The following is a 26,115-nucleotide window of genomic DNA, read 5'->3' on the forward strand; positions in this document are numbered from 1 at the left end:
AATCAGGGAATGCGTTTGTATATTTCATTCATAGAGCGTATCCAGGAGATATCAATGGTATCCAGAGCGTCGTGGGTAATCCGGAAGCTCCAGTTGCCGTCGGCACAGCCGGGGCAGTTCATTTTTGTGTCACCCCCAAAACCGCAGAGGTCCTGGATGGGCAGAATGGCAAGGCTGGCACAGCTTTGCCACAGACAGCGGATGAAATGGTGGCAGGATGGGCTTTGAGGGCCTCCCTCCTGCCACTCATTGCCGAAGCAAGGGTAATTGATATATTTTAAAGCATAATCCCGTTTGTAAGGTGGAAGTTCCCACAAAAAACCGAGCAGGGTGTTGTTATCGTGAGTTCCTGTATAAGCGATACTGTTTTCTACATAATTATGAGGCAGATGTTGGTTATTGCCTTCCTCAATAAAGCCAAACTGAAGTACACGCATACCGGGAAAGCCGGTTTCATGGAGAAGATTAGTGACCCCCTCGTCCATTACGCCCAGGTCTTCGGCGATGATGCGTGGCTCCTTAAAGTCAAATGCATTGAAGACCGCGTTGAAAAAGTCCATACCCGGACCTTCAAGCCATTTGCCGTTTCGTGCAGTTTTAGCAGTGCCGGCCACAGCCCAATAGGCAGAAAAACCCCTGAAGTGGTCAATCCTAACCGCGTCGTAGATCTCAAGGGAACGTCCAATCCGGTCGATCCACCATTTATAGGCAGAGGTCTTCATGGCAGTCCAGTTGTACAGAGGATTACCCCACAGCTGGCCATCGCAGCAGAAATAATCCGGCGGCACCCCGGCAATATGATTTGGCCGGCCCTCCGCGTCGAGATCAAAGAGATCACGGTGCGCCCAGACATCGGCGCTTTCCAGAGAGACATAGATGGGCATGTCACCGATGATCTGGATACCGTTGTCGTTGGCGCAGCATTTTACAGCATTCCATTGTTTAGTAAATTCGTACTGCAGGAACTCGTGGAACAGGATTTCCTCGGCGTAGGTTTCCCTGGCCTTCTTCAGAGCCTCGGTGTGGTGGTCCCGGAGGCCAACGTCTTCCCACAGATACCAGTCCTTCCCATCGAATTGTTTTTTTAAAGTCATATAGAGGGCATAATCTGGAAGCCAGTGGCGCTCCTCGTCCTCAAAAATTTTAATGTCCGATTTTATCTGATCGTCAATGCGGCTGAAAGCCCTTCGAAAAAGACTGGGCCGGGTTGCATCAAGCCATTCGTAGGCGGCGCTGTAAGGGTTACTGTATTCGCTGGAGTTCAACTCGTCTTGGGTAAGGAGGCCTTCCTCAGCCAGGATTTCAGGATCGATAAAAAAAGGATTGCCCGCAAAGGCAGAAGGGCTTTTATAAGGCGAATGGCACTCGTCTACCGGCCCAAGTGGCAGAGTCTGCCAGTAGGTAAAGCCCATTTTATTTAAAAGATTGATGAAAGAGCAGGCCTCTTTGCCAAAAGTCCCGATACCGTATTTACCGGGAAGTGATGAAATGTGCATTAAGATACCGCTTGATCGTTTAAAGCTCATGATAAATCCTCTCGTTATAAAGTAATATAAGTATTTAAGACTTTAATAGTTTATCATACCGGTCAATGCTTGTAAATGTTTGCACACCTGACTTTTTCATAATGAAGTTAGATTTTATACTTATAATTTTTACAAAAGTAAAAATTATATGAAAAGTGAACAAAAATGCTTAAACACCTTGACATTGACTTTTTATCGTTATATACTGTATGCATATACAGGAATGATTTCTTAAAAAATATGGAATATTTTTAAAAATGTAAAAGTATTATGTATGTTTAAGAAATTGTGTGTATATCTATATATTTTGAAATTCAAGTAAAAAATGGAGGCTTAAAATGAAATTTTTCCTGGATACTGCTAATGTAGAAGATATTAAAAATGCAAATGATATGGGTGTTATCTGCGGTGTTACAACCAATCCTTCCTTAATCGCAAAAGAAGGACGTGATTTTAATGAAGTTATCGCAGAGATCGCTTCAATTGTTGACGGACCGATCAGCGGCGAGGTGAAAGCAACCACTACCGATGCTGAGGGAATGATCGCAGAGGGCCGAGAAATTGCTAAAATTCATAAAAATATGGTTGTCAAAATTCCAATGACAGCAGAAGGCCTGAAGGCTACCAAGGTTTTATCTGCCGAAGGTATCAGGGTTAATGTCACCTTGATCTTTACCGCTGCGCAGGCATTATTGGCCGCGAGAGCCGGTGCCGCTTATGTTTCACCATTCCTTGGCCGTCTGGACGACATCTCCACACCCGGTGTAGAGCTGATTGAGACCATTGCGGAAATTTTCGAGGTTCAGGGAATTGAAACAGAAATTATTTCTGCCAGTGTCCGTAACCCGATCCATGTGATCGACTGTGCGAGAGCCGGTGCAGATATTGCGACAGTGCCGTTTGGCGTTATTATGCAGATGACCAAACACCCTTTAACGGATCAGGGAATTGAAAAATTCCAGGCAGACTATAAAGCTGCCTTCGGAGAATAATAAATTACGACCCCATTTTAAATTTTAATATTAAACCTCATAATAAGAAAAACCCAGCTGAATGCTCAGCTGGGTTTTTCTTATTATTACTCGCTGGAGCCGGAGGTGCCGGATTCCAAGATAGAGACAATGGAGTAAAGCGTAAAGCACACGGCGCCAAGGCCGACCATTACACGAGCCGGAACAAAAAAGGCAGAATTGAAAAGCTCTGCTTCAAACAGGAAAGCCGCGGTAAAGAGGCAGAAAAGCGTGGTCATGATTGGGATCAGCGGAATACGCTTGGCCAGGGAGAAGGTCTGGCGCCAGACGGAAGCGAGGAGAATGACCTTGCTTGAGATGCTGTAGCAGATAAAGCCGAGCCCAATCAATACCCATCCCGGAGCGATCCATGCTGGTGTTTTTTGAACCAGCAGTATGCCAATGCCCAGAACAACATTGATGGAGCCTAAAATCAAAACAAAAATCGTCCATTTCCAGCGCTCTTTGTCTGTGAAAGTGTTTTGTATCTGACGTACTACCGAGGCTACCAGTGCGATCAGGCTGGCGCAGACAAGGGAAGTACCAAAAAGAACGTGACCGGCTACAAAATACTCAGAGCTCAGGCCAGCTGATATCAGTACGACGCTGCGGATCAGCCCCACAAGAGCGCAGAAAGCCGGAATGGCAATGAGAATTTTTGCTGTGTTTTCGCTGAAGGCGCCCTGCGGCTTGTCGCCGGGCTGCAGCTTGTTGGAATTAGCCGGGATGAAAAGGAAACGGGTAGAGGAGGTGGCCACAGTGGTGACACAGCACGCGATCAGGCCAACGCCGAAGATAATGTTGCCGGAGACAAAGTAGGCAGTGTTGATGGTATGAAGATTCCAGTAATAGATGCCCATGCCGACAGTAAAGAGACTGACAGTATAGCCGAGAACGGGCAAAAACCATTTGAAAAAGTTACTGTACCGGTTGATGAGCTGACGGATAATGGTAGCGGCTGTACAGTACAGCGCGATACAGATGGCAGTCAGTGAGATAAGCACATGCCCGGCCACCAGATAGCCAGATCCCAGGGCGGTTCCGAGGGTAGTGACATAGATACCGTAGCTAAAACAGATTGCCCCCATTAAAAGGGGGATGAGCCTGAAAAAGATACTCATAAAATAATTCATAATAAAAACCTCCAAAGGATAAAGTTGAATGACGGTAATTTATATACCCTTTGGAGGAGCTGAATATCTTTTTTTGTAAAAACCTTAAAGTCCTAACAATGGTCAAAAAACTGGATGAGATCATCGACAAAATGTGCGATAAAAACAGGGCGGTAGTCCTCGATTTCCCGGGCATTTTTAAACCCAAAACCATACTCAACGCCGATAAAATCCACACGGCTCTGTCCGGCCCCGATGGCGTCGTAGGCGCTGTCACCGATCAAAACAGCGTTTTCCGGTTTGACACTGAGATCCTCGAGAACCAGATTGATGATATCAGATTTTGTCAGAGACTCAGCCATGTCGATGCCCCTGACAGAGTCAAAGCAGTGCAGCATATTGGCAGCTTCCAGCGTCGCCTCAGTAATATCCTGGCGTTTGAGGGTAGCGACCCCCAGTTTATGACCGGACTCTTTCAGCATTGCGAGTAAATCCGGCATACCGTCATATGGGCGCGCTTCCTTTACGCCCTGCTCACTCTGGTATTTGCGATGGTGGACAACGGCTCTTTTGGCGGTATCGTCGTCGATGTCGTAGTGTTTTTTATAGGAAAAAAGAGTGGGCGGACCTACATACTCTGGAAGCGTCGTGTCATCGACGGGGGTAAAATGCATTATTTTCTCAGTGGAACGGACAGCGTTGTAGATACCTTCGGAGGTATCGAGCAGAGTGCCGTCCAGATCGAAAATAATCGCAGTGTATTCTTTCATAAGTGAACTCCTTATCTTATGGGATGCTTAATTATACCATAGTAAAAAGAACAGGTGCAACGATAATAAAAGACCGATACACCTGAGTGCAGCGGCCTGTGACGTTTTCAGATTTTAAAATTTAACCCTCTCGGGTATTGTTTAAATGGTTTGTATGTTATAATTGTTAAAGTCTACGGAATCATAGCTCTGTCTTAAAAGGGCTTTGGCTTCCCTGATGATTTCTTTTTCAGAGAGCGGCAGGCGGATATCCCGGATTTCAATGATATCAAGCGGATCATCCTTGACTGTTTTGGTTAAGGTGTAGCCGCCGTATATTTTAGGAATGATCTTAACTTCGAAGCTGCCGTTTGACAAAATGGTGTTTTGACCATCAATTATAACTGTTTCAAACATAGGAACACATCCTTTCGTGTATAAGTAACTGCATTATTTATAGATAGATTATACCAAATGGAATGGAAAATAAAAGTATTTCTTGGCAAAAAGTAGAAAAATCTTAAAAAAATTCAGGAATAGACATGTATGATCGCAATAAACTAAAAGATATACCGCAAAATCCCGGCGTTTATCTGATGAAAAACGCTGCGGGAGATATAATATATGTCGGGAAAGCCATCAATCTGAGGAACCGGCTCCGGCAGTATTTTCAAAACTCCAAAAACCTGACGCCCAAGACAGTCACACTGGTATCTCATATCTGCGATATAGAGACCATCGTGGTGGACAGTGAGCTGGAAGCCCTGATTCTGGAGTGTAACCTGATTAAGGAGCACCGGCCAAAATACAATATCCTCTTAAAGGATGATAAAAGCTATCCTTACGTCAAGGTTACGCTGGAGGATGAGTACCCCAAGGTCGTTATGACCAGAGAACACAAAAAGGATGGCGGCAAGTATTTCGGCCCCTTTACCAGCAGCTTTGCGGTAAAGAAAACCATTGAGGCCATTGGAAAGCTGTACCCGCTGCGGCGCTGTAACCGTAAGGTGGCTTATGGAGAAAAGAACGGACGGCCCTGCCTCAATTATTATATCGGCCAGTGCTGCGCCCCCTGTCAGGGAAATGTGCCGAAAGAAGAATATATGGCCTATATAAGCGACATTCTTTCCATCCTTAACGGAAAGGATAAGGAGCTGGTCTCGACCCTTGAGGAAAAAATGAGTGAGGCCTCCCAAAACATGGATTACGAGCTGGCAGCTAAGCTGAGAGACCAGATTTACGGCATCCAGCATATTGTGGAAAAACAGAAAATTATTGTCAGCAACCAGCAGGATCAGGACATTATCGCGTTTGCAAAGGACGAGGATCTGGCCTGTGTTCAGGTTTTTAACGTCCGTGACGGAAAAATGCTGGGCAGGGACCACACCTTTCTCGAGGGGGTGGAGGAATCCACGCCAGAGGATATTATGACAACCTTTGTCAAGCAGTATTATTCCTCAAAACCTTTTATTCCCAGGGAAATTATTCTGGGTGCGCCGCTGCTTAAGGACGAAGAAAGCACCATTGCCCAGTGGTTGGGAGAGTTGCGCGGTGCGAAGGTGGTTCTTACCCGGCCCCAGAAAGGCCAGAAGTCAAAAATGACACGGATGGTAGAGGAAAACGCAGAGCTTACCCTCAAACAGTATGAGCTTGAAAAACGTCAGAAGGAAGAGAAGAAAAAAAGCCGACTGGACGCTTTCAAGGACCTGCTCAGAATGGACCACACACCGGAGAAAATCGAGGCTTATGACATCTCAAACATCAGCGGCACCGACAATGTAGGGGGGATGGTCGTTTTTCAGGGCGGCAAACCAGACAAAAAAGCATACCGACGGTTTAAGATAAAATCAGTAGATGGACAGAATGACTATGCCAGTATGCAGGAAATGATCTTCCGGCGTATCGAGCGGGGTATAAAGGAACAGAATGAGGGGAAAGACCCTAAAAAAAGCAGCTTTTTGCCCTTCCCGGATGTGTTCTGTATTGACGGCGGAAAGACCCATGTCGATGCAGTTCGAAGCATTTTACAGATGTACCCGGACGTTCATATTGAGGTCTGCGGTATGGTAAAGGACGATCACCATAGGATTCGCGGGATCATCTATAAGGACGAGGAGTACCCTCTGAAAAAATCCACACCGTTGTGTACTTTCCTGAGCGATATTTCAGAGGAAGTCCACCGCTACGCTCTTGGCTACCATCAGACGCTGCGAAAAAAAGGAATGCTGGAATCCCGCTTGGAAGAAATTCCGGGAATTGGAAAGAAGCGCCGTGAGCTGCTTATGCGGCATTACGGCAGCCTAAACAATCTGAAGAAAACAACATTGGAGGAGCTTAAAACCCTGCCGGGAATGAGCGATAAGACAGCTCAGGCAGTTTTTGACTACTTCAATGATGATGAGAATAAAACAAAATCTGAAGAAAAGAGAGAAAATAAATGAATGAAGAATCTTTAGGATGCATGAATCTTGCAGAATTTTGTAAGGACCTGAACCTTGAGGAGATTTACAGTCCGGTTGATGAGTTTGATCTTTACGACAGCGGTCTGAACCGTCCAGGACTCCAGCTTCATGGTTATTATGAATATTTTGACGCCAAGCGTATCCAGATTATCGGGAAGGTTGAGACCTCCTATCTGCTGAGTCTTGACCCCAAGCTTAGGGAAAAACGTATCGACGACTTTTTCTCCTATGATTTTCCATGTGTGATTATCTGCTGGGATCTGCCGGAGGCAGAGATTTTTGAGGAGGCGGCTAAAAAACACGCGCGTATTCTGCTGAGAAGCAAGGAAAAGACATCCATTTTCTTTTACCATTTAATTGATTATATCGACCGTAAAACAGCGCCTATGATCAGTATGCACGGTGTATTGGTTGAGGTTCACGGCGTGGGCGTTCTGATTACAGGCCCCAGCGGCATTGGCAAGAGTGAGACAGCCCTCGAACTCGTCAAACGGGGCAGCACCCTTATTGCCGATGACGTGGTGGAGGTCAGCAATCATCAGGACCGTGTGCTGAGCGGTACAGCGCCTGAAATGCTGCGGTATTACATGGAAGTCCGCGGCATTGGCATTATTGATGTGAGAACCCTGTACGGCGCAAAGGCTGTTAAGCAGTCAGTAGAGGTGGATATGGTCATAAAGCTTGAAAACTGGGATGAAACCTCCCCTTATGACCGCCTGGGTCTGGATGAGGAAACCCAGGATATTCTTGGAATCGAGGTACCGCTGGTAACCATTCCGGTTTCCGGAGGCCGAAATCTGGCTGTAATTATTGAAACCGCTGCGATCAATAACCGTATGAAGGCACTGGGATTCCGTTCTGCCCAGATTTTCTGCGACAAGGTCGCAAAGCATAATGAAGAGGTTGCGGAAGCGCGTAAAAAACAGGAAGAAAAAGAAAAAAAGAAAGCGCTTAAGGAGGGACAGAAGTGAGAAATTACGTACTTGACGGACACACACATACATTGGCCTGCGGCCATGCCTACTGTACACTGATGGAGCTGGTTGAGGCCGCGTCCAGAAGAGGTCTTGAGATGTTCTGTCTGACTGAGCATGGACCAGAAATGCCAGGTTCAGCCACGGCCATGTTTTTTGCGAACTACCGGATTATTCCGCCGGTTATTAACAATGTGAAGGTTCTGAAGGGAATGGAATCCAACATTATGGATAAGGATGGAACCATCGACGTGCCGGAAGAATTTGCGGACAGGCTGGAGATTGTTTCGGCCTCTCTGCATACCCCCTGCATCGAGCCGGGTTCAAAGGCAGATAATACTTCTGCGGTCCTGGGTGCCATCAATAACCCGCTGGTGGATTTTATCTGCCACCTGGGTAACCCAACCTATGAGCTTGACTATGAGGCTGTTTTGCAGGAAGCCAAGCGGAAGAATACCCTCATCGAGATCAATAACGGTTCCTTTTTTATAAGACATGGCTCCAAGCCAAACTGTGTCGCCATTGCAAAGCGCTGTAAAGAGCTGGATATTCCGGTTATTTTAGGAACCGACACGCATTTTTGTACTGATATCGGTTATTTCCCATACGCCGACAAGGCGCTGGATGAGGTGGAATTTCCCGATGAGCTGATCATTAATCTGGACACCAAACGTCTGACTGATTATCTGGAGGCCAAGGGACGAAAGCTTTTTGCGGACCCAAGGAAAGAAGCTGAAGAATTGTTTTAACAAACTACTGTTTTTATGTTACAATAATAAATTGAGAAAATAATGAAAACCTGCCGCTGCCCGCAAAGTAGATACGCCGTGTCTAAATATGTGGGCAGCGTTGGCAGTTACAGTGGTAAAAATAAGATAATGCAGAGAGGAAAGTAATGAGTATAAAAATATTGACCGATTCCGCCTGCGATATGCCGGCTGAAGAGCTGGAAAAGTATGATGTTGAGCTGATGCCTCTATATGTCATTGAGGGTGAAAAAACCTTTCTGGACGGGATTGAGATCACTCCTGAAGTGCTATACAGTAAAATGCGCCGGGGCGTCCACTACAAGACATCGCAGATTCCCTATGCGGATTTTGTAAAGCGGTTCACTGAGTTGGCAGAGGCGTCGGTGCCCTTTATGTACCTCAGCTTTTCGAGCGGTCTGTCTGGAACTTATCAGGCGGCAATGCTGGCGAAACGGGATGTGCTGGAAAAATACCCTGACGCGGATATCGAGGTGCTCGACACAAAGGCTGTAACGGGCGGTCTTGGCCTGATTGTACATGAGATAGCTGAAGCGGCTCAGAACGGTGCCAGTATGGAAGAGCTGGTAAAACTGAGCAGTTATTATGTAGCCCATATCCGCCATGTGTTTACCGTAACAGATCTGGAGTACCTGTACCGGGGCGGACGCCTGAACAAGGGAACTGCCATTGTCGGAAATATGCTTAAGATCAGCCCTTTGCTGGATGTTGACGAAAATGGTGAGCTCAGACAGCTTGACAAGGCGCGCGGCGAGAAAAAGATACTGAAAAAAATGGTGGAGTACATTGAGGAAAAGGGTGATAAGCTGGGCGAACAGACCATTTATATCACTCATGCAGATAATATGCCCCTGGTTGAAAGCTTTGTAAAGATAGCCAGTAAGCATTTTAAGACCGATAACTTTAAAATTATGCCGTTGGCCCCTATTATCGGTACTCATTCGGGACCGGGGACACTGGCGGTATTTTTCTTCGATGAAGTGAAATAAGTGTAATAGAGGAGAAACAGAAAAACAGAATGTTAGAAAAGTTAGATTTTTTATCAAGTAAATATCAGGAGCTCAATGAAAAAATAGCAGATCCCGATATTATTGCCGATCAGGCACAGTGGCAGAAGCTCATGAAGGAGCATGCCCATATCGAACCGATTATCAACCGTTATAACGAATATAAGAAGGCTCTTGAGGGGATAGAGGAAAGCAAGGAGATGCTGTCCGACAAAAGTATTGACAAGGATTTTGAAGAAATGTGCAAGGCTGAGTTGGATGAGCTGACAGAGAGAAAAGCAGCCCTTGAAGATGAACTGAAGGTCCTGCTGCTGCCAAAGGACCCCAACGATGACAAAAACGTTATTGTCGAGATCCGCGCAGGCGCAGGTGGAAGCGAAGCCGCTCTTTTTGCCGGTGACCTTTTCAGAATGTTCACTCGATACGCAGAACGCCAGGGCTGGAAATCGGAGATTATGAACTCCAATATTCCAGATATCGGCGGGATTAAGGAAATTACCTTCTCTATCGAAGGGCGCGGAGCTTACAGTCGTCTGAAATATGAAAGCGGGGTTCACCGCGTTCAGCGTATTCCAAGTACAGAATCCGGCGGGCGTATCCATACGTCTACCGCGACAGTTGCCGTGCTGCCGGAAGCCGAGGATGTGGAAATTGATATCAATCCGAACGATCTGAGAATCGACGTTTACCGTTCCTCCGGAAATGGCGGCCAGTGTGTAAACACCACCGACTCCGCGGTTCGTATTACCCATGAGCCCACCGGAATGGTTGTAACCTGTCAGGATGAAAAATCCCAGCTGAAAAATAAAGAAAAGGCCATGAAGGTTCTGAAGGCCCGCCTTTTTGAAATTGAAATGCAGAAGCAGCAGAGCGAAATTGCTGAAAACCGTAAAAGCCAGGTGGGCACCGGTGACCGAAGTGAACGTATCCGTACCTATAATTTTCCGCAGGGCCGTGTAACGGATCACCGCATTGGCATGACTGTTTATCAGCTTGAGGCTTTTCTGGACGGTGAAATTGACGAAATGGTCGACGCACTGATTACCAGTGATCAGGCGGAAAAACTTAAACAGCAGGGTGAGTAAAGACAGTGGAACACAGGCATCTCTTATGTGATGCCTTTTTTATTTTATGATAGCAGGAGGAAAAATGAAAACAGTAGTAGACCGATTTTTGAGATACGTCCAGGTGGATACAGAGTCTGTGCCGGAAGCTGACTGTTTCCCGAGCAGCGAAAAACAGAAAAATCTGGCGGCCATACTGGTTGAGGAGCTCAGAGAAATGGGCGTGGAGGACGCGCGCATGGACAGCTATGGTTATGTCTATGCAACCGTTCCGCCAACAACGGATAAGGCGCTGCCCGTCATTGGGCTGATCGCCCATATGGATACCTCCAGCGCAGTGAGCGGAAAGGATATTAAACCCAGAATTGTCGAAAATTATGACGGGAGCGATATTTTACTGAACGAAGCGCAAAACATTGTTCTTAAGACAGAGGATTACCCGGAAATTTTAGACTACAAAGGCCAGGATATCATCGTGACAGACGGTACCACTCTTTTGGGCGCGGATGATAAAGCCGGCGTGGCTGAGATCATGACATTGTGTGATTACCTGATGCACAACCCTGTAACTCACGGAACCATAAAAATAGCCTTTACGCCGGACGAGGAGGTCGGACGGGGCGTTAACTATTTTGATGTGGAGGGCTTTGGCGCAGCATTTGCCTATACTGTGGACGGTGGTGAGCTGGGTGAGTTGGAATATGAGAACTTTAATGCAGCCAGTTTAAAATTAACCGTTAACGGCGTCAGCACTCATCCTGGAACAGCTAAAAATAAAATGAAAAACGCCCTGCTCATGGGAATGGAATTCCAAAAGATGCTGCCAGCCTGTGAAACGCCCGAGCACACAGAGGGCTATGAGGGCTTTTATCATTTGGACCAGTTTGAGGGAACCGTGGAAAAGGCGGAAATGACCTATATTATCCGTGACCACGATCGGGCGAAATTTGAAAAACGTAAGGAACGGGCAGTAAAAATCTGCGATTACCTCAATGAGTTGTATGGTGTGGGAAGCTTTGAATACCTTCTCTCAGATTCCTACTATAATATGAAAGAAAAAATTGAGCCGCATATCCATCTTGTCCGCAATGCCGAAAAAGCCATGAAGGATGTTGGTATAGAGCCTAAGGTGACGGCGATAAGAGGCGGTACCGATGGTGCGCGCCTGTCCTATATGGGGCTGCCGTGCCCGAATATCTGTACCGGCGGGCATAATTTTCATGGGCGTTTTGAGTATATTCCGGTTCAGTCCATGGAAAAGGTTGTTGCGCTCTTAAAACGTCTGGTGGAAATTTACAGCTAAGCAAAAAGATATACGCAATCAATGTGAACATTGTAATCCGGAGGGCTTTGCTCTCCGGGTTCCCTTGTTTTTTGAGCGATTGATATGTTATAGTTAAGAAACAAAAAATCTGATAAGGAGCCATGACAATGTTGGAAAATGATCGTATATGGATAACTGGAGCAGAGGGGCAGTTGGGACATACGCTCTACAAAACGCTGGAGGATGCGGCGAGAGATATTTTAACAACCGACAAGGATGTAGATGTTACAGATTTGGACGGCATTATGCAGTACGCAGATATAAACCGGCCAGACGTGATCATTAACTGTGCGGCGATGACCGATGTCAGAACCTGTGAGGATGAGCCGATTCAGGCGTATAAGGTTAATGCGCTCGGCGCGCGAAACCTGAGTATTGCCTCGAGGAAAATAGGCGCTAAAATTATCCAGATATCCACCGATGATGTCTTTGGAGGAATGAGCCAAAAGACCTATACCGAGTTTGATACGCCTGAGCCTGTGACCGTGTATGGCAAATCCAAGCTGGCGGGCGAAGGCTTTGTGCGGGAGCTGAACCCGCGCCATCTGGTAATCAGGAGCTCGTGGATTTACGGGCAGTCTGGCAGTAATTTTGTGTTTTGGGTGTTGGAAATGGCCAGAAAAGGGGAGCCTTTTCTGGTTCCCAATGACCAGGTAGGCTCTCCGACAAGTGCTGTTGAGCTGGCAAAATTTATTGTCCGCCTGCTTTCAACCAGAGAGTACGGCGTCTTTCACGCTGCCTGCGAAGGCGTGTGCAGCCGCTTTTATTTCGCCAAAGAGATCCTGCGCCTGGCAGGTATGGAGAATGTACCCATCGACGCAGCTGTTTCTAAAAAGACCAGCCAGTTTTTCCCATATCCCAGTTATACAGTGCTGGAAAACATGATGATGTATATGACTGAGGTGTACCAAATGCCGCGTTGGGAAGAGGCTATCCGTGAGTTTATGGAAACGTTGAGGCGGGATACGGTAAGAAAGGAGGGCGTTTATGAAAAAGAATAAAGGAAAAAAACTTGGGCTGACCACCTGGATTTTTATCGCGCTGCTGGCAGGGGCCATTACCGGGATTGTTCTTCACTATCTGGTTCCCGGCGGCTACATTAAGGATACAGTTGTTATCAACGGCGTTTTTTATGTGCTTGGAAATGGCTTTCTCCGGCTCATGCAGATGTTAGTCGTTCCTTTGGTGTTCTGCTCGCTGATCTGCGGAAGCGCTGCCATTGGGGATACACAGACCCTGGGAAAGGTGGGGGTTAAAACCATTGGCTTCTATATCTTTACTACCGCTGTGGCAGTTACTCTGGCCATCGCCGTTGCCAGCCTGATCAATCCTGGAATGGGCCTGGATATTTCTTCGATCCAGCAGGCAGAGACAACAATCGCTGAAAAGACAAGCTTTGCGGACACGCTGCTTAATATTATCCCGAAAAACCCTATTCAGGGTCTGGCTGAAGGAAATATGCTCCAGGTCATTGTTTTTGCCCTTCTTATTGGTATCATTCTTGCTAAGCTTGGAGAAAAGGCAGATATCGTCTCCAATTTCTTTTCCCAGTTTAACGACATAATGATGGAAATGACCACAATGGTCATGAAGGTGGCGCCGATTGGTGTTTTTTGCCTGATTGCCAAAACCTTTGCGGGAATCGGTTTTAACGCTTTTCTGCCCATGCTCAAATACATGGCGGCTGTTTTCCTGGCCCTTGGCATCCAGTGCTTTGTGGTTTATCAGGGAATGCTCAAGGGATTTACAGGACTCAGTCCCATCACCTTTATCAAAAAATTTCTGCCGGTTATGGGCTTTGCTTTTTCGACGGCAACGTCCAATGCGACCATCCCGTTGTCTATTGAGACACTGGAGCGGGAAATGGGAGTATCGCGCAAGATTTCCTCCTTCACCATCCCGCTGGGAGCGACCATAAACATGGATGGTACGGCCATTATGCAGGGCGTGGCAGTTGTTTTTGCTGCCCAGGCCTTTGGGATTCCTCTGGGGATACCCGACTATGTGACCGTTATTGCAACCGCTACGCTGGCTTCCATCGGAACAGCAGGTGTGCCGGGAGTCGGTCTGATAACCTTGTCCATGGTCTTTAATTCGGTCGGGCTTCCCATTGAGGGAATTGCCCTGATTATGGGGATCGATCGCATTTTGGATATGGCCAGAACAGCTGTTAATATCACAGGCGACGCGGTTTGCACGACGATTGTCGCCTCACAGGACAAGGCGGTAAACCGGCAGGTGTTTTACCGCAAAAAATAAAAAGACAGGATGTACCGATTGGTTCGGCACATCCTGTTTTTTTACAGCAACGGCGCAAAGAGGCGAGAAATGGATTCCTTGACCTTGATGGCACGGCTGCGTTTTTCGTAAGCCATGGTGTCATAGTAAATGGATTTTTCAATATCTCTGTAGAAGATATCGCGCAGCTTTACGGCGATTTCCGGGTCGTAGATAAAGGCATTGGTCTCAAAGTTGAGGCTGAAGCTCCGGATGTCAAAATTGCAGGAACCGACAGCGGCTATCTGGTCGTCTACGACCAGCACCTTGGCGTGGAGAAAGCCATTGTCATAAATGTAGACTCTGGCCCCATATTTTATGAGTTCGCCGACATAGGAGAGGGTCGCCCAGTAAATAAAGATATGATCTGGCTTATTAGGGATCATAATCCGCACGTCGATGCCTGACAGAAGGGCGATTTTAAGTGCCTCCATGATACTCTCATCTGTAACAAAATAAGGGCTCTGGATTAAAATGTATTTCTCGGCATTGGTAATCATTCGGATAAAGCCCTGTTTAATGACCTGATTGGGATCATCGGGGCCGCTTGAAACGATCTGGATGCCCGAGCCTTCACAATTTTCCATATAAGGAAAATAGCGGTGTATGTTTTCGGAATTGATATTGAGCTTAGCTTTGTTGCCGCTGGTACGCCAGTCGAGGAAAAAACGCATCTGGAGCTCGTAGGCAGCGTAACCCTCGATCTTCAGATGGGTGTCCCGCCAGTAACCCATTTTTTTCTTAAGGCCCAGATACTCGTCGCCGACGTTAAACCCTCCGATGAAACCGGTTTTGCCGTCAATAATGACAATTTTGCGGTGGTCGCGGTAGTTCAGGCGGAGGTTGACAAAACGAAGCTTAGAGGGGAAGAAAATACCATACTGTCCGCCGGCGGATTCCAGCTCTTTTAGAGCGCTCTTTGGAATGTAGCGGCCACCCATTTCATCAAAGAGAAGCCGGACCTCGACACCCTCCCGGGCTTTTTTGGTAAGAAGCTCCATGAATTTTCGTCCAAGGCCGTCATATTTAATGATATAATATTCAATGTGAATGGTGGAACGGGCATTTTCAATGGCTTCGAGCAGGGCGTCAAATTTTTCGTGTCCGTCGGTATAAATATCGATGCTGTTGTTGTCGGTGTAGAGGGCATGGCTGACATTGAGGTGATACTCGATGTTGTAATGGTATTTTTTGGCAATGGTTTTATTTTTTGCAATCCGCTGGCGGTCTACCAGCGCTTTTTTCTGCCGTCGCAGCAGGAGTTGGTACTGTTCGTTTTCCGGTGTGTTGTAGCGGTAGATTTTTCGTTTGGTCAGATTCTGGGAAAAAAAGAGATAAAAGACAAATCCCAAAACCGGAATGATCCACAGAAACAATAGCCAGGCATAGGTGCTCTGAGGCGTTTTGCGCTCCAAAAAAATGATCGTGAAGCTAAACAGAATGTTAACAATAAACACAAAAACCGAGAAAGGGCTGGCAAGGGTAAAAAAAGAAAAAGTCATATGATTCTCCCGATGGCTGTAATGATACTGAAAGTATACCATATACAGCGGTTTTTACAAGGTGTTAAAAGCGGATAATAAAAGTATTTTAAATCTGGTGCTTTCATTTAAAAAGCAGGTGTTTATTTGTTCTTTTTAGTGGATACCGCAGCCTTAAGCACGGCTTTACAGGACAAAATATTACATTGTGTTATGGTTCTCAATATGTTATGATAGGCATGTTAATACCTATATATACAAGTCAAGGATTTTTACTTGTTAAAAAAATAACAATCCATCAGTTCACGCTTTAAAAAGTCTGTGAAGCAGGCTGAGTGAAATTGAAATTTCAATAAAGGAGGAGCGTATTATGGCTTTTAATATTGCAGTTGCCGGTAAAGGCGGTGTTGGGAAAACAACCTTTACAGGTATGCTGGTTTCATATCTGGTAGAACAGGGCAAGGGACCAATTCTGGCAGTGGATGCTGATTCAAATGCAAACCTGAACGAGGTTTTGGGTGAAGAGGTTGAATTGACTATCGGACATATCAAGGAAGAGGTCAACCATGCGGAAATGGACGGCAATCAGCTGCCGCCGGGAATGACTAAGGGTGATTTTCTGACACTGCGTTTAAACCAGGCTGTTTCTGAAGGAAAAGGCTACGACCTTCTGGTCATGGGCCGAAGCCAGGGCGAAGGCTGTTATTGCTTTGTCAATGGTCTGTTAAAGACCCAGGTTGGCCGTTTATCTGAAAACTATAACTATGTCATCATGGATAACGAGGCGGGAATGGAGCATATCAGCCGCGGAACCATGGGGAGAATGGATATTTTACTGCTAGTTAGCGACTGCTCACGCCGTGGGATTCAAGCGGTTGCACGAATCCGTGATCTGGCAGAGGAACTCAATCTGAGAATCCCGGTCATTAAACTGATTGTAAACCGTGCGCCAAACGGGGAACTCAACGAGGGCACAGCAGAAGAAATTGAAAAACAGGGTCTGGACCTTTTGGGGGTTATCCCGATGGATCAGCAGGTGTTTGAATACGACGCATACGGCAAGCCGCTTGTTACCCTTCCAGAGGATTCAACGGCGCGCAAGGCTGTCCGTGAAATTATTGACAAGCTGGAAATCAAGTAGTTCTGGTTTCTTAAATAAGTGCAATGACAGAAGCCGCCGAAGAGGAGTGGCGGTTTCTGTTTTAAAAATAAGATCATGCATATGACTATTTTGCAAAGGTTAACAGAACAAGGAGGCGTGTATGCATAAAGTAGTGTTTGTCGTTAAGGGGAAACGGCAGGTAGAGTTTTTAGCGGGACAAAGAGAAAATCTCCTGGAAGCAGCGCGGAAAGCCGGAATTATGATCGACACACCGTGTAATGGCAATGGAACCTGCGGAAAATGCAAGGTTCAGATTACAAAGGGCAGGGTGGATGCCCTGTCCCTGACCCGGCTGACGGAAGAAGAAATTGCTGACGGATGGGTGCTGGCCTGCAGCTCAGAAATCATTGAGGATATTGAGGTAAATGTGCCTGATCTGGCTTCTGCGTTCCAGAATGAAATGCAGATTACGGACTTGTCTGAAAATGAAAATAAAAATATCCGCTATGTGCGGAAAAAAATGCTGAAGATGGGGATGACCGATTCCAACCGCCTGTGCTGTGAGATCATTCAGCTGCCAGAGCCTACCAATGACGATAACCTCGCAGATGAGGATCGGTTAAAGCGTTATTTCCGCCAGATATTGGGCTACTCAGATATTCAGGTGAGCCTGGATGTTCTCAGAAAATTCCCGGACGCGTTCAGGGAAAACAGTTTCAAAATAAAAGTTGTCTATCTGAAACGCGGCGATATCGCCGAAATTATGGATGTACGTTCTTGCCTGGAATGTGCCTGTGCCCTTTACGGCGTAGCTTTGGATATCGGTACAACTTCTGTCTCTGCCTGCCTGGTCAATATGGATACCAATGAGATTGTTTCCAAAGCATCTATGGGGAATGCCCAGGTTAAATACGGCGGCGATGTTATCAACCGTATCGTTTATACAGAAAAACCGGGAGGCCTTAAAAAGCTGCGGGACGCGATTATTGAGGAGACCATCAATCCGCTGATCGGACAGATGGTACAGTCGGCTGGTATTACCACCGACGATATTTATGAAATGTGTGCGGCGGGGAATACAACCATGACCCACCTGCTGCTTGGGATTAACCCGGATCATCTGAGACGGGAGCCTTTTATACCGGGTGTCAATACGATTCCTGAAATGAAGAGCACCGAGATCGGTATCCGTATTAATCCCGAGGGCCGTGTCTATTTGGCGCCTTCAGTGGCCAGTTATGTTGGCGGCGATATTACCGCTGGCGTATTCGCTGTTCCTGTTTGGCTGCAGGAAGAATTTACCATGCTGGTAGACCTGGGAACGAACGGTGAGATTGTTTTCGGAAACAAGGATTTTATGATGACCTGCGCCTGCTCAGCAGGACCGGCCTTTGAGGGCGGAGAAATAAGCTGCGGAACCCGGGCGGTTCCAGGAGCCATTGAAGAGGTCAAGATTGACGATGCTACCTTAAAAGCGAGCTTTTCGACTATCGGTGGCCAAATACCAGTAGGGGTCTGCGGCTCTGGGATCATTGACCTGATCTGTGAGATGAAGCGGACCGGCATTATTGACGGTAAAGGACGGATCAGCAAAGATATTGACAATCCCAGGATTGCCTTCGACGAATACGACATCGGGCGTTACTTTGTCTGCTCAAAAGAACTGGACGGTACCGCTAAAGATATCTATATTACAGAAATTGACATCGATAGCTTTATTAAGGCAAAAGGAGCGGTGTTCTCAGCCATCCACACCTTGATGGAAAGCATGGATATGCCGATTGAGATCCTAGAAAATGTGTATGTAGCCGGAGGAATCGGCAGCAACCTTGGTATTGAAAACGCCATTGCTCTCGGTATGCTCCCGGATATACCGGTCGAAAAATATTATTATATTGGAAACAGCTCAATGCAGGGGTGCTATCTGGCCCTTACGCTGGCTGAAGGAAAAGAAAAAATCGCAGAAATCGGACAGAATATGACTTATATGGAGCTTAGTGTCCACCCGTCTTATATGGACGCCTTCATATCCGCCTGCTTTATTCCGCACACGGATATGAGCCTGTTCCCGAGCCTGCAAAAATAGATAGAGGTAACCAATGCTAAATTCTGAAATAGAAGCAGCCATTGAAGAGAAGAGAAAAGATAAGCTGCCCTATGATCATTATAAAAATTTAATAAAGAATAAGGATCCCTTGGAGATTGCGGAGAAATCTACCTGTCCTTATGACCCGGAAAAACAGCTGTTTACAGTGACGTTGATGGGTGAGGAATACAAGGTAAAATATCCTGAAGGCGATGTGCTTTTAAAGGACGGGACTGCCTTTGACGATTATAAGCCGATGACTATGATCCTGCGTTATCTGCTTAACGCCCAGGGCGTGCCGCCGATGGGCACAACCATTGCATACCGGGATATCTCGGGTGGAAATCATTATTTTAAGAGCTTTGAGGGCCGATGCCTGAAGCGGTTTGCCTTCACCTTTAACTATGATGTTGAGGGGCTGAAGCGGGCCATGGAGAAGCTGAATGCAGAACCTAAAAAGCATGGTGATCTGTCCTACCGGTTTGAGTTTATCAACAATATGTATCTAACCGTGATCCTCTGGCTGGGAGACGATGAATTTCCACCAGAATCACAGATTCTTTTCGACAGTAATATTACCTCAGGCTTTGACGCGGAGGATCTCGCCGTAATGGGTGACATCTTTATCCCTGCGTTGAAGCGGCTGGCAAAAGCAGACTGACATCCGTGAAATATAGTAATATTTTGCTTATTTACGGGGTCGTTTTCATGGGTTTCATGAAATCATTTAAACCTACTGAATAACTGCGAATTAAAAGCTTTAGAAAGACGGGTAAATTTTTGTTTTTGGTCGAAAAATGTTTGACAAACTTATAACAAGATAGTAGTATATGTGTATACTTATATATACAAGTCTGTGTACACCGGTTTATTTTCAATTGAAATTTTAAAGCAACCGGAATTTGTCATGTTCATAAAACGATTCCGGGCTTTGAAATATAAAAAAATACTAACAAGAACGAGTTAGGAGGTAACGAGGAAATGCCATTCAAAAAAGCAGAACAAAAGTTTAGTGGCAAGATCAATGAGTGTGTAATTGGTGTTGGAGATGCAGCAGTTACTCTCGGAGGAGAAAAAGGATTACCATTTTTAAGTGGTGAAGGAAGCGCACCGGTTGTTGGTGTCGAAATTTTAGACAGTTACCCAGAAGACTGGGAAAAATGTCTGGTTGACGCTTATGGTGACGTCGTAAAGGATCCTGCAGCATGGGCAAAATATGTACAGGATAATACAGACGCACAGTTTATCGCATTAAAATTAATCAGTGCCGATCCTAACGGTGCTAACAAATCATCTGAAGAATGTGTTGAAATCGCTAAAGCTGTCGAAGCAGCAATCGATCTTCCGCTGGTTGTTGCAGGCTGCAACAACGCTGAAAAAGACGGTGATTTACTGGTTAAAGTTTCTCAGGCATTGTCTGGCAAAAACGCTGTTTTATTCTCAGCTGTTGAAGATAACTACAAATCTGTTGGCGTAGCAGGTAATGCTGACGGTCACAAAGTATCCGGCCAGTCTGCTGTTGATATCAACCTTGCAAAACAGTTAAATATCCTGTTGACACAGTTAGGTGTTGACGGTGGAAACATCATCATGGATGTTGGAACCGCTGCTGTTGGCTATGGTTTCGAATATGTTGCTTCCACAATGGACCGTATCCGTTTAGCCGCTTTAGGCCAGAACGATACAGACCTTCAGATGCCAATCATGACCAATGTTGGCGACGAAGCATGGGGCGTAAAAGAAGCTGTGTTCACAGAAGAAGAAGCTCCTGAATGGGGAAATCAGGAAGAACGTGGTATCGCTATGGAAGTTTCCACTGCAGCTTCTTGCTTAATCGGCGGCTCAAACGCTGTTATTGTTAAACATCCGGAATCAGCTAAAGTGATTAAAAACTTTATCAAAGAGTTAGTAGGTTAGGAAAGGTAGGCGCAAAAAAATGGCAGTAAAAGGTTTAGATATTTTTAAACTGACTCCTAAGAAAAACTGTAAGGAATGTGGATTCCCTACATGTATGGCATTCTCAATGAAAGTAGCCGCTGGCGCTGCAGAAATTGATAAATGCCCGTATATTACAGACGAAGCTAAAGCTCAGTTATCTGAAGCTACCGCTCCTCCGATGAAAACAATCAAGATCGGAACTGGCGATACAGAATGTGCTTTGGGCGGCGAAACTGTATTATTCAGACATGAAAAAACTTATGTTAACAAAGCTTTATTCGCAGTTGAATTCTCAGACGCAGACTCTGACGATGAAATTGCTAAGAAGGTAGCTCATTTAGAAGCTGTTAAATATGACCGTATCGGCGAATTAATGTGCGTAGAAGTTGCTTCTGTACGTTATGCTGCTGACAAAGCTAAATTCTTAGACCTGATCGCTAAAGTGATCGAACTGGGCCGTGTGCCAATGGCTGTTGTTGAAGATGTTGAAGTAGCTAAGGAAGCTGCTGAAGCGATCAAAGCTGCTAAGGGTATCTTAATGGGTGCTACACCTGCAAATGCAGACGCTATGGTAGAAGTTGCCAAAGCTGCCGACGTTGTACTGGGTGTTTCCGCTGGTTCTATCGAAGAATTACACGACACTGTTGAAAAAATCGAAGCTGCTGGTTACAAGAACCTGGTTCTGAACGTTGGCGACAGCTCTGTTAAAGAAGCTTATAACAACGCTGTAACCATCCGTACAAACACCCTGAAGGGCGATGACAGAACTTTCGGTTATCCTTCAGTTGTATTTGTTAATAAAATTGCTTGCTGCGAACAGATGGAAGTTGCCTTAGCTTCTGCTTTTGTTCTGCGCTATGGCTCCATCATCGTAATGAGCGATATGGACTTCAAACAGGCACTGCCACTGTTCGGTTTAAGACAGAACATCTTCACCGATCCTCAGAAACCAATGCGTGTTGAACCGACTATCTACGAATTCAACAAAGCTGATGACAACGCACCTGTACTGGTTACCGTTGACTTCGCTCTGTCTTACTTCGTAGTTTCCGGCGAAATCGAACGTTCTAAAGTTCCTGCTTACCTGGCTATTCCTGACGCTGGCGGTTACTCCGTTCTTACAGCATGGGCTGCCGGTAAATTCGGTGCTTCCGTTATCTCTGATTTCATTAAGGAAAGCGGCATTGCTGACAAAACTAAATGCAGAAAACTTATCTTACCAGGTAAAGTTGCTGTATTACAGGGTGACGTTGCTGAAGCGCTTCCAGATTGGGAAGTTATTGTCGGACCGACAGAAGCGATGCAGATCCCGAAATTCTTACGTGACTTAATGGGAATTGCTTAAGCTCTGCGTTTCGCGGCGTACATCTGTAATTCATCCGAATTAAAACTTTTTCGCAGCTGGAGGCGGGGGCTTCCGGCTGCGGTTTATCCAAAAATATTTTTATAATCCGAAAGGGGAAACATTATGGCAAAATTTATGGTTATCGGTGAAAGAATTCACTGTATTTCTCCAGCAATGCGTGAAGCATTTGAAACTCGTAATCCTGAACCAATCCTGCAGAGAGCAAAAGAACAGTTAGACGCTGGTGCAGATTATTTGGATTTGAATATCGGACCTGCTGAAAAAGACGGTGAAGAATTAATGCAATGGGGCGTTAAATTGTTACAGGAAAACTTTGACAATGTTCCACTGGCACTTGACACCGCTAACATGAAAGCGATCGAAGCTGGTATTCAGGTTTACAACCGTGAAAAAGGCAAGCCGCTCGTTAACTCCGCTGATGCCGGCGACCGTATCGGTTACCTGGACTTAGCTGCTGCCAACGATGCTGCCTGCATCTGCTTATGTTCTAAAGAAGGTGTACCTTCTGATAATGACGAACGTATCGCTTACTGTTCTGAACTCCTTGAAAGAGGGATGGAACATGGCATGGAACCAACCGATATGCTGTTTGACCCATTAGCGCTTGTTATCAAGGGGATGCAGGACAAACAGGAAGAAATGCTTGAAGCCGTTAAGATGATCACAGACATGGGTCTGTTGACAACTTGTGGTTTAAGTAATGTTTCCAACGGTGCTCCAAAACATATCAGACCATTACTTGACAGCGCAATGATGGCAATGGCAATGTGCTGCGGTTTATCCAGCGCAATCATTAATCCTTGCGACAAACGCTTAATGGAAACTGTAGTTGCCTGCGATATTATCAAAAATAATATCTTATATGCAGACTCCGTTCTGGAATTCTAAAAGAAGTTAATAAAAAAATAAGCCCCTAAAGTAACGCTCATTTCGAGACCCGGAAGGGAACGTTGCTTTAGGAGCCCATATTGAATAAATGACTGATTTGCGTTGCCGCTTTTATTATTCTACAATAATAAAGTGTTTTTGTAAAGTGGAAATTTTTACAAAGTTGCTGCAATGTGAGTAAATTACTAGGAGAGGTAAATTAAATTATGAGCAATGAATTGTTAGAATTTGATGTTATAGCTGAAGCTTTAATCGAAAAAGCTCAAAAAGATGGCGCTGAAACCATGTGGGACAGAAAAGCTGCTTTAAAAACCCAGTGTGGTTTTGGTGAAGGCGGTATTTGCTGTCGTATCTGTGTTATGGGACCTTGCCGTGTAAGCCCATCGCCAGATAAAGGCGCTCAGAGAGGTATCTGTGGTGCTGACAGAGACACCATCGTTGCCAGAAACTTTGCAAGAATGTGCTGTGGTGGTACATCCGCTCACTCTGACCATGCGCGCGATATCGTACATGCAATGTATCATTCTTCTGAAGATGGTCCTTTCAAAATCAGAGAAGAAGGCAAATTAAGAAAAATCGCTGCAGAATGGGGAATTGAAGAAGCAGATACCAAAGAAACCTACGCTCTGGCCCATGAACTTGCAGAAATGGCTTTAATGGAATTCGGTAAACCTTTTGGAACACAGAATTTCTTAAAGAGAGCGCCTAAATCCCGTCAGGAAATCTGGGAAAGAGAAAACATCGCACCTAGAGCGATTGACCAGGAAGTTGTTACCTTAATGCACTCCACACATATGGGTTGTGCAAGTGATCCTGAATCCATCTTAAGACGTTCTTTAAGAACAAGTATGTCTGATGGCTGGGGCGGTTCCATGATCGGTACAGAATTCTCTGACATCATGTACGGTGTACCAAAGGAAAGAGCTTCTGAATCAAACTTAGGTGTTATTGATCCTGAACAGGTAAATATCATGCTCCACGGACATGATCCGAACTTGGCTGAAATGATCGCAGTTGCATCCAAAAATCCTGAGCTGATTGAAATGGCAAAAGAACAGGGCGCTAAGGGTATCAACGTTGTCGGTATGTGCTGTACTGGTAATGAAATGACCATGCGTCACGGTATTAAGATCGCCGGTAACTTCTACCAGCAGGAAATGGCCATTATCACCGGTGCCGTTGAAGTTGCTGTTGTAGACGTTCAGTGTATCTTCCCTGCACTGCCTAAATTAGCTAAGAGCTACCATACACGCTTTATCAGTACATCTCCAAAAGCAAAAATCGCGGGGGATATGTACATTGAATTTAATGAAGAAGATCCATTGAGCTGCGCTGAAGAAGTAATCAAAACAGCTGTTATGAACTTCAAGAACAGAGACGCTTCCAAGGTTGATGTACCGGAACTGAAAGCTGAAACAATTGTTGGTTATTCTGTAGAAACAACAATCGGCGCTTTAGACCGCGTTGTTAACTCTCAGACCGACGTAACAGGTACGGTTAAACCTTTAGGCGACTTAGTTTGGGCTGGTGTTTTAAGAGGCGCTGCCGGTATTGTTGGTTGTAACAATCCTAAGGTCGAACATGACTATGCCCACATCACATTGATGAAAGAATTAATTAAAAACGACGTTATCTGCGTTGTTACTGGTTGTGCAGCTCAGGCTGCTGCTAAAGCTGGTCTTTTAAAACTGGAAGCAAAAGAACTTTGCGGCCGTGGTTTAAAAGAAGCCTGCGAAAGAGCGAATATTCCTCCAGTATTACATATGGGTTCCTGTGTTGATATCAGCCGTATCCTCCACCTGGTTACTTTAGTAGCTAACGAAAGAGGCGTTGATATTGCAGAACTTCCAGTTGTAGGTGCCGCACCAGAATACATGTCTGAAAAGGCTGTTGCTATCGCATCTTACGTAGTATCAAGTGGTTTAAATACTTATCTTGGTGTTATGCCTTATGTTTCCGGAAGTGAAAACTTCATGAAGCTGATGACCGAAGGTGTTAAAGAATGGACTGGCGCTGCTTATGTCTTTGAATCAGATCCAATCAAGGCTGCTGAATTAATCATGGCAGATATTGAAGACAAGAGAACAAAACTGGGAATTTAATTATACTGAATAATTACTTTAAGAATGGACAGGTGATAAAATGAAAATAGCATTAACTGGAAAAGGTGGCGTTGGGAAAACGACAATTACAGCCTGCCTCAGCCGTTATTACGCCGATAAAGGTTTTAACGTATTGGCCGTTGATGCTGACCCCGATGCAAATCTAGGCCTGGCACTGGGTATGAGCGAAGAAATGATTGACAGCATCACACCTATTTCTGAAATGAAGGACTTGGCCGAAGAGAGAACAAATGCAAAAAAAGGAACCTATGGCGCCTTTTTCACAATGAATCCGGAAGTTGCGGATATTCCTGAAAAATTTTGCCGCGAGTTTAACGGTGTTAAGCTCTTAACAATGGGAACAGTCGATACTGGCGGAGGCGGATGCGTTTGTCCGGAACATGTACTGTTAAAAATGCTGACGACACATTTGGTTTTATACCAAAAGGACATTGTCATCATGGATATGGAGGCAGGGATTGAGCATCTTGGACGTGGAACCGCATCAGCGGTCGACGCGTTTATCGTTGTCGTCGAACCTGGTATCCGAAGCATCCAGACCTTTAAACGAATCAGCAAACTGGCTGGTGACATCGGTGTTAAACACGTTTATGCCATTGGCAACAAAATCCGAAAACCGGAAGACATTGACTTCTTAAATGAACGGATCGGAGCAGAAAACATTTTTGGTTTCTTAGATTACAGCGATCAGATTTCCGGTTCAGACAGAAATAACAAGTCACCATACGATATTCCTGAAACCAGAGAAAAAATTGCAGCTCTCGGGGAAAAAATTGAAGCGACTGTAAAAAGTAACAAATAGTCCAATTCACCTAAAACATTCATAACTTTATATTGAAATATAAATACGGAGGAAGAA

Annotated in this window: 22 protein-coding genes; 17 read left to right on the forward strand and 5 right to left on the reverse strand. The window is 45.5% G+C overall.

Going from position 1 to position 26,115, the window contains the following annotated elements; genetic code table 11:
- Window positions 1-2 precede the first annotated feature (2 nt).
- A complete protein-coding gene (malQ, locus tag B2M23_RS08280; RefSeq protein WP_038352907.1) occupies window positions 3-1,526 on the reverse strand; it encodes a 4-alpha-glucanotransferase in 1,524 nt (507 codons plus the stop codon).
- 338 nt (window positions 1,527-1,864) lie between these two features.
- Between malQ and fsa the strand changes: the two genes are divergently transcribed.
- Entirely contained in the window at window positions 1,865-2,518 is a 654-nt protein-coding gene (gene fsa, locus B2M23_RS08285) for a fructose-6-phosphate aldolase (protein ID WP_038352906.1), read from the forward strand.
- An 86-nt stretch (window positions 2,519-2,604) separates the two neighbouring features.
- Here fsa and B2M23_RS08290 read toward each other — a convergent pair whose 3' ends face one another.
- The 3 genes from B2M23_RS08290 to B2M23_RS08300 all read right to left on the reverse strand — a co-directional run bounded on the left by B2M23_RS08290 (window position 2,605) and on the right by B2M23_RS08300 (window position 4,814).
- A complete protein-coding gene (locus tag B2M23_RS08290) occupies window positions 2,605-3,669 on the reverse strand; it encodes a DUF2776 domain-containing protein (RefSeq protein WP_038352905.1) in 1,065 nt (354 codons plus the stop codon).
- A 92-nt stretch (window positions 3,670-3,761) separates the two neighbouring features.
- Window positions 3,762-4,418, reverse strand: a complete 657-nt coding sequence (locus tag B2M23_RS08295) for an HAD hydrolase-like protein (RefSeq protein ID WP_038352904.1) — start codon at window positions 4,416-4,418, stop codon at window positions 3,762-3,764.
- A 141-nt stretch (window positions 4,419-4,559) separates the two neighbouring features.
- The gene (locus B2M23_RS08300) at window positions 4,560-4,814 is read right to left on the reverse strand and encodes a hypothetical protein (protein ID WP_038352903.1); all 255 of its coding nucleotides are present in this window, start codon (window positions 4,812-4,814) and stop codon (window positions 4,560-4,562) included.
- Between the two features lie 125 nt (window positions 4,815-4,939).
- Here B2M23_RS08300 and uvrC point away from each other — a divergent pair, with 125 nt between their 5' ends.
- The 8 genes from uvrC (at window position 4,940) to B2M23_RS08340 (ending at window position 14,254) form a co-directional block, all read left to right on the forward strand.
- Entirely contained in the window at window positions 4,940-6,838 is a 1,899-nt protein-coding gene (gene uvrC, locus B2M23_RS08305; RefSeq protein ID WP_038352902.1) for an excinuclease ABC subunit UvrC, read from the forward strand.
- A complete protein-coding gene (gene hprK / locus B2M23_RS08310; RefSeq protein ID WP_081571148.1) occupies window positions 6,835-7,830 on the forward strand; it encodes an HPr(Ser) kinase/phosphatase in 996 nt (331 codons plus the stop codon). The genes uvrC and hprK overlap by 4 nt, the downstream gene beginning before the upstream one ends.
- The gene (locus tag B2M23_RS08315; RefSeq protein ID WP_038352901.1) at window positions 7,827-8,582 is read left to right on the forward strand and encodes a phosphatase; all 756 of its coding nucleotides are present in this window, start codon (window positions 7,827-7,829) and stop codon (window positions 8,580-8,582) included. Before hprK ends, B2M23_RS08315 begins: the two co-directional genes overlap by 4 nt.
- Before the next feature lie 146 nt (window positions 8,583-8,728).
- Entirely contained in the window at window positions 8,729-9,589 is an 861-nt protein-coding gene (locus B2M23_RS08320) for a DegV family protein (protein ID WP_038352900.1), read from the forward strand.
- Between the two features lie 29 nt (window positions 9,590-9,618).
- Complete coding sequence (prfA, locus tag B2M23_RS08325; protein ID WP_038352899.1) at window positions 9,619-10,692, forward strand: peptide chain release factor 1; 1,074 nt, start codon at window positions 9,619-9,621, stop codon at window positions 10,690-10,692.
- 64 nt (window positions 10,693-10,756) lie between these two features.
- Window positions 10,757-11,974, forward strand: coding sequence for a peptidase T (pepT, locus tag B2M23_RS08330; protein WP_038352898.1), 1,218 nt, complete (start codon window positions 10,757-10,759; stop codon window positions 11,972-11,974).
- Window positions 11,975-12,102: 128 nt separating this feature from the next.
- Window positions 12,103-12,996 (forward strand): dTDP-4-dehydrorhamnose reductase, encoded by an 894-nt coding sequence (gene rfbD, locus B2M23_RS08335; protein WP_038352897.1) that lies wholly within the window; start codon window positions 12,103-12,105, stop codon window positions 12,994-12,996.
- Window positions 12,983-14,254 (forward strand): dicarboxylate/amino acid:cation symporter, encoded by a 1,272-nt coding sequence (locus B2M23_RS08340; protein WP_038352896.1) that lies wholly within the window; start codon window positions 12,983-12,985, stop codon window positions 14,252-14,254. Before rfbD ends, B2M23_RS08340 begins: the two co-directional genes overlap by 14 nt.
- Window positions 14,255-14,295: 41 nt before the next feature.
- On the opposite strand, the gene cls is transcribed toward B2M23_RS08340, so the two are convergent.
- Window positions 14,296-15,774, reverse strand: coding sequence for a cardiolipin synthase (gene cls, locus B2M23_RS08345; protein WP_038352895.1), 1,479 nt, complete (start codon window positions 15,772-15,774; stop codon window positions 14,296-14,298).
- A 349-nt stretch (window positions 15,775-16,123) separates the two neighbouring features.
- Between cls and B2M23_RS08350 the strand changes: the two genes are divergently transcribed.
- The 8 genes from B2M23_RS08350 to B2M23_RS08385 all read left to right on the forward strand — a co-directional run bounded on the left by B2M23_RS08350 (window position 16,124) and on the right by B2M23_RS08385 (window position 26,058).
- Window positions 16,124-16,894, forward strand: a complete 771-nt coding sequence (locus tag B2M23_RS08350) for an ATP-binding protein (protein WP_038352894.1) — start codon at window positions 16,124-16,126, stop codon at window positions 16,892-16,894.
- Between the two features lie 121 nt (window positions 16,895-17,015).
- Complete coding sequence (gene acsV, locus B2M23_RS08355) at window positions 17,016-18,941, forward strand: corrinoid activation/regeneration protein AcsV (RefSeq protein WP_038352893.1); 1,926 nt, start codon at window positions 17,016-17,018, stop codon at window positions 18,939-18,941.
- Window positions 18,942-18,954: 13 nt separating this feature from the next.
- On the forward strand, window positions 18,955-19,602 hold the full coding sequence (locus tag B2M23_RS08360; RefSeq protein ID WP_052237322.1) for a DUF3786 domain-containing protein: 648 nt from the start codon (window positions 18,955-18,957) through the stop codon (window positions 19,600-19,602).
- 320 nt (window positions 19,603-19,922) lie between these two features.
- A complete protein-coding gene (gene acsD, locus B2M23_RS08365; protein ID WP_038352892.1) occupies window positions 19,923-20,858 on the forward strand; it encodes an acetyl-CoA decarbonylase/synthase complex subunit delta in 936 nt (311 codons plus the stop codon).
- A gap of 19 nt (window positions 20,859-20,877) precedes the next feature.
- Window positions 20,878-22,224 carry an acetyl-CoA decarbonylase/synthase complex subunit gamma gene (acsC, locus tag B2M23_RS08370; protein WP_038352891.1) on the forward strand — a complete coding sequence of 449 codons (1,347 nt, stop codon included), beginning with the start codon at window positions 20,878-20,880 and terminating at the stop codon, window positions 22,222-22,224.
- Between the two features lie 123 nt (window positions 22,225-22,347).
- Window positions 22,348-23,133, forward strand: a complete 786-nt coding sequence (gene acsE, locus B2M23_RS08375; protein ID WP_013381869.1) for a carbon monoxide dehydrogenase/acetyl-CoA synthase methytransferase subunit — start codon at window positions 22,348-22,350, stop codon at window positions 23,131-23,133.
- 206 nt (window positions 23,134-23,339) lie between these two features.
- Window positions 23,340-25,235 (forward strand): anaerobic carbon-monoxide dehydrogenase catalytic subunit, encoded by a 1,896-nt coding sequence (gene cooS / locus B2M23_RS08380; RefSeq protein ID WP_038352890.1) that lies wholly within the window; start codon window positions 23,340-23,342, stop codon window positions 25,233-25,235.
- 40 nt (window positions 25,236-25,275) lie between these two features.
- Window positions 25,276-26,058 carry an ATP-binding protein gene (locus B2M23_RS08385; RefSeq protein WP_038352889.1) on the forward strand — a complete coding sequence of 261 codons (783 nt, stop codon included), beginning with the start codon at window positions 25,276-25,278 and terminating at the stop codon, window positions 26,056-26,058.
- Window positions 26,059-26,115: the final 57 nt, after the last annotated feature.

Origin of the sequence: Eubacterium limosum (genome assembly GCF_000807675.2) — a bacterium.
In the GTDB taxonomy this organism is placed as follows: domain Bacteria; phylum Bacillota; class Clostridia; order Eubacteriales; family Eubacteriaceae; genus Eubacterium; species Eubacterium limosum.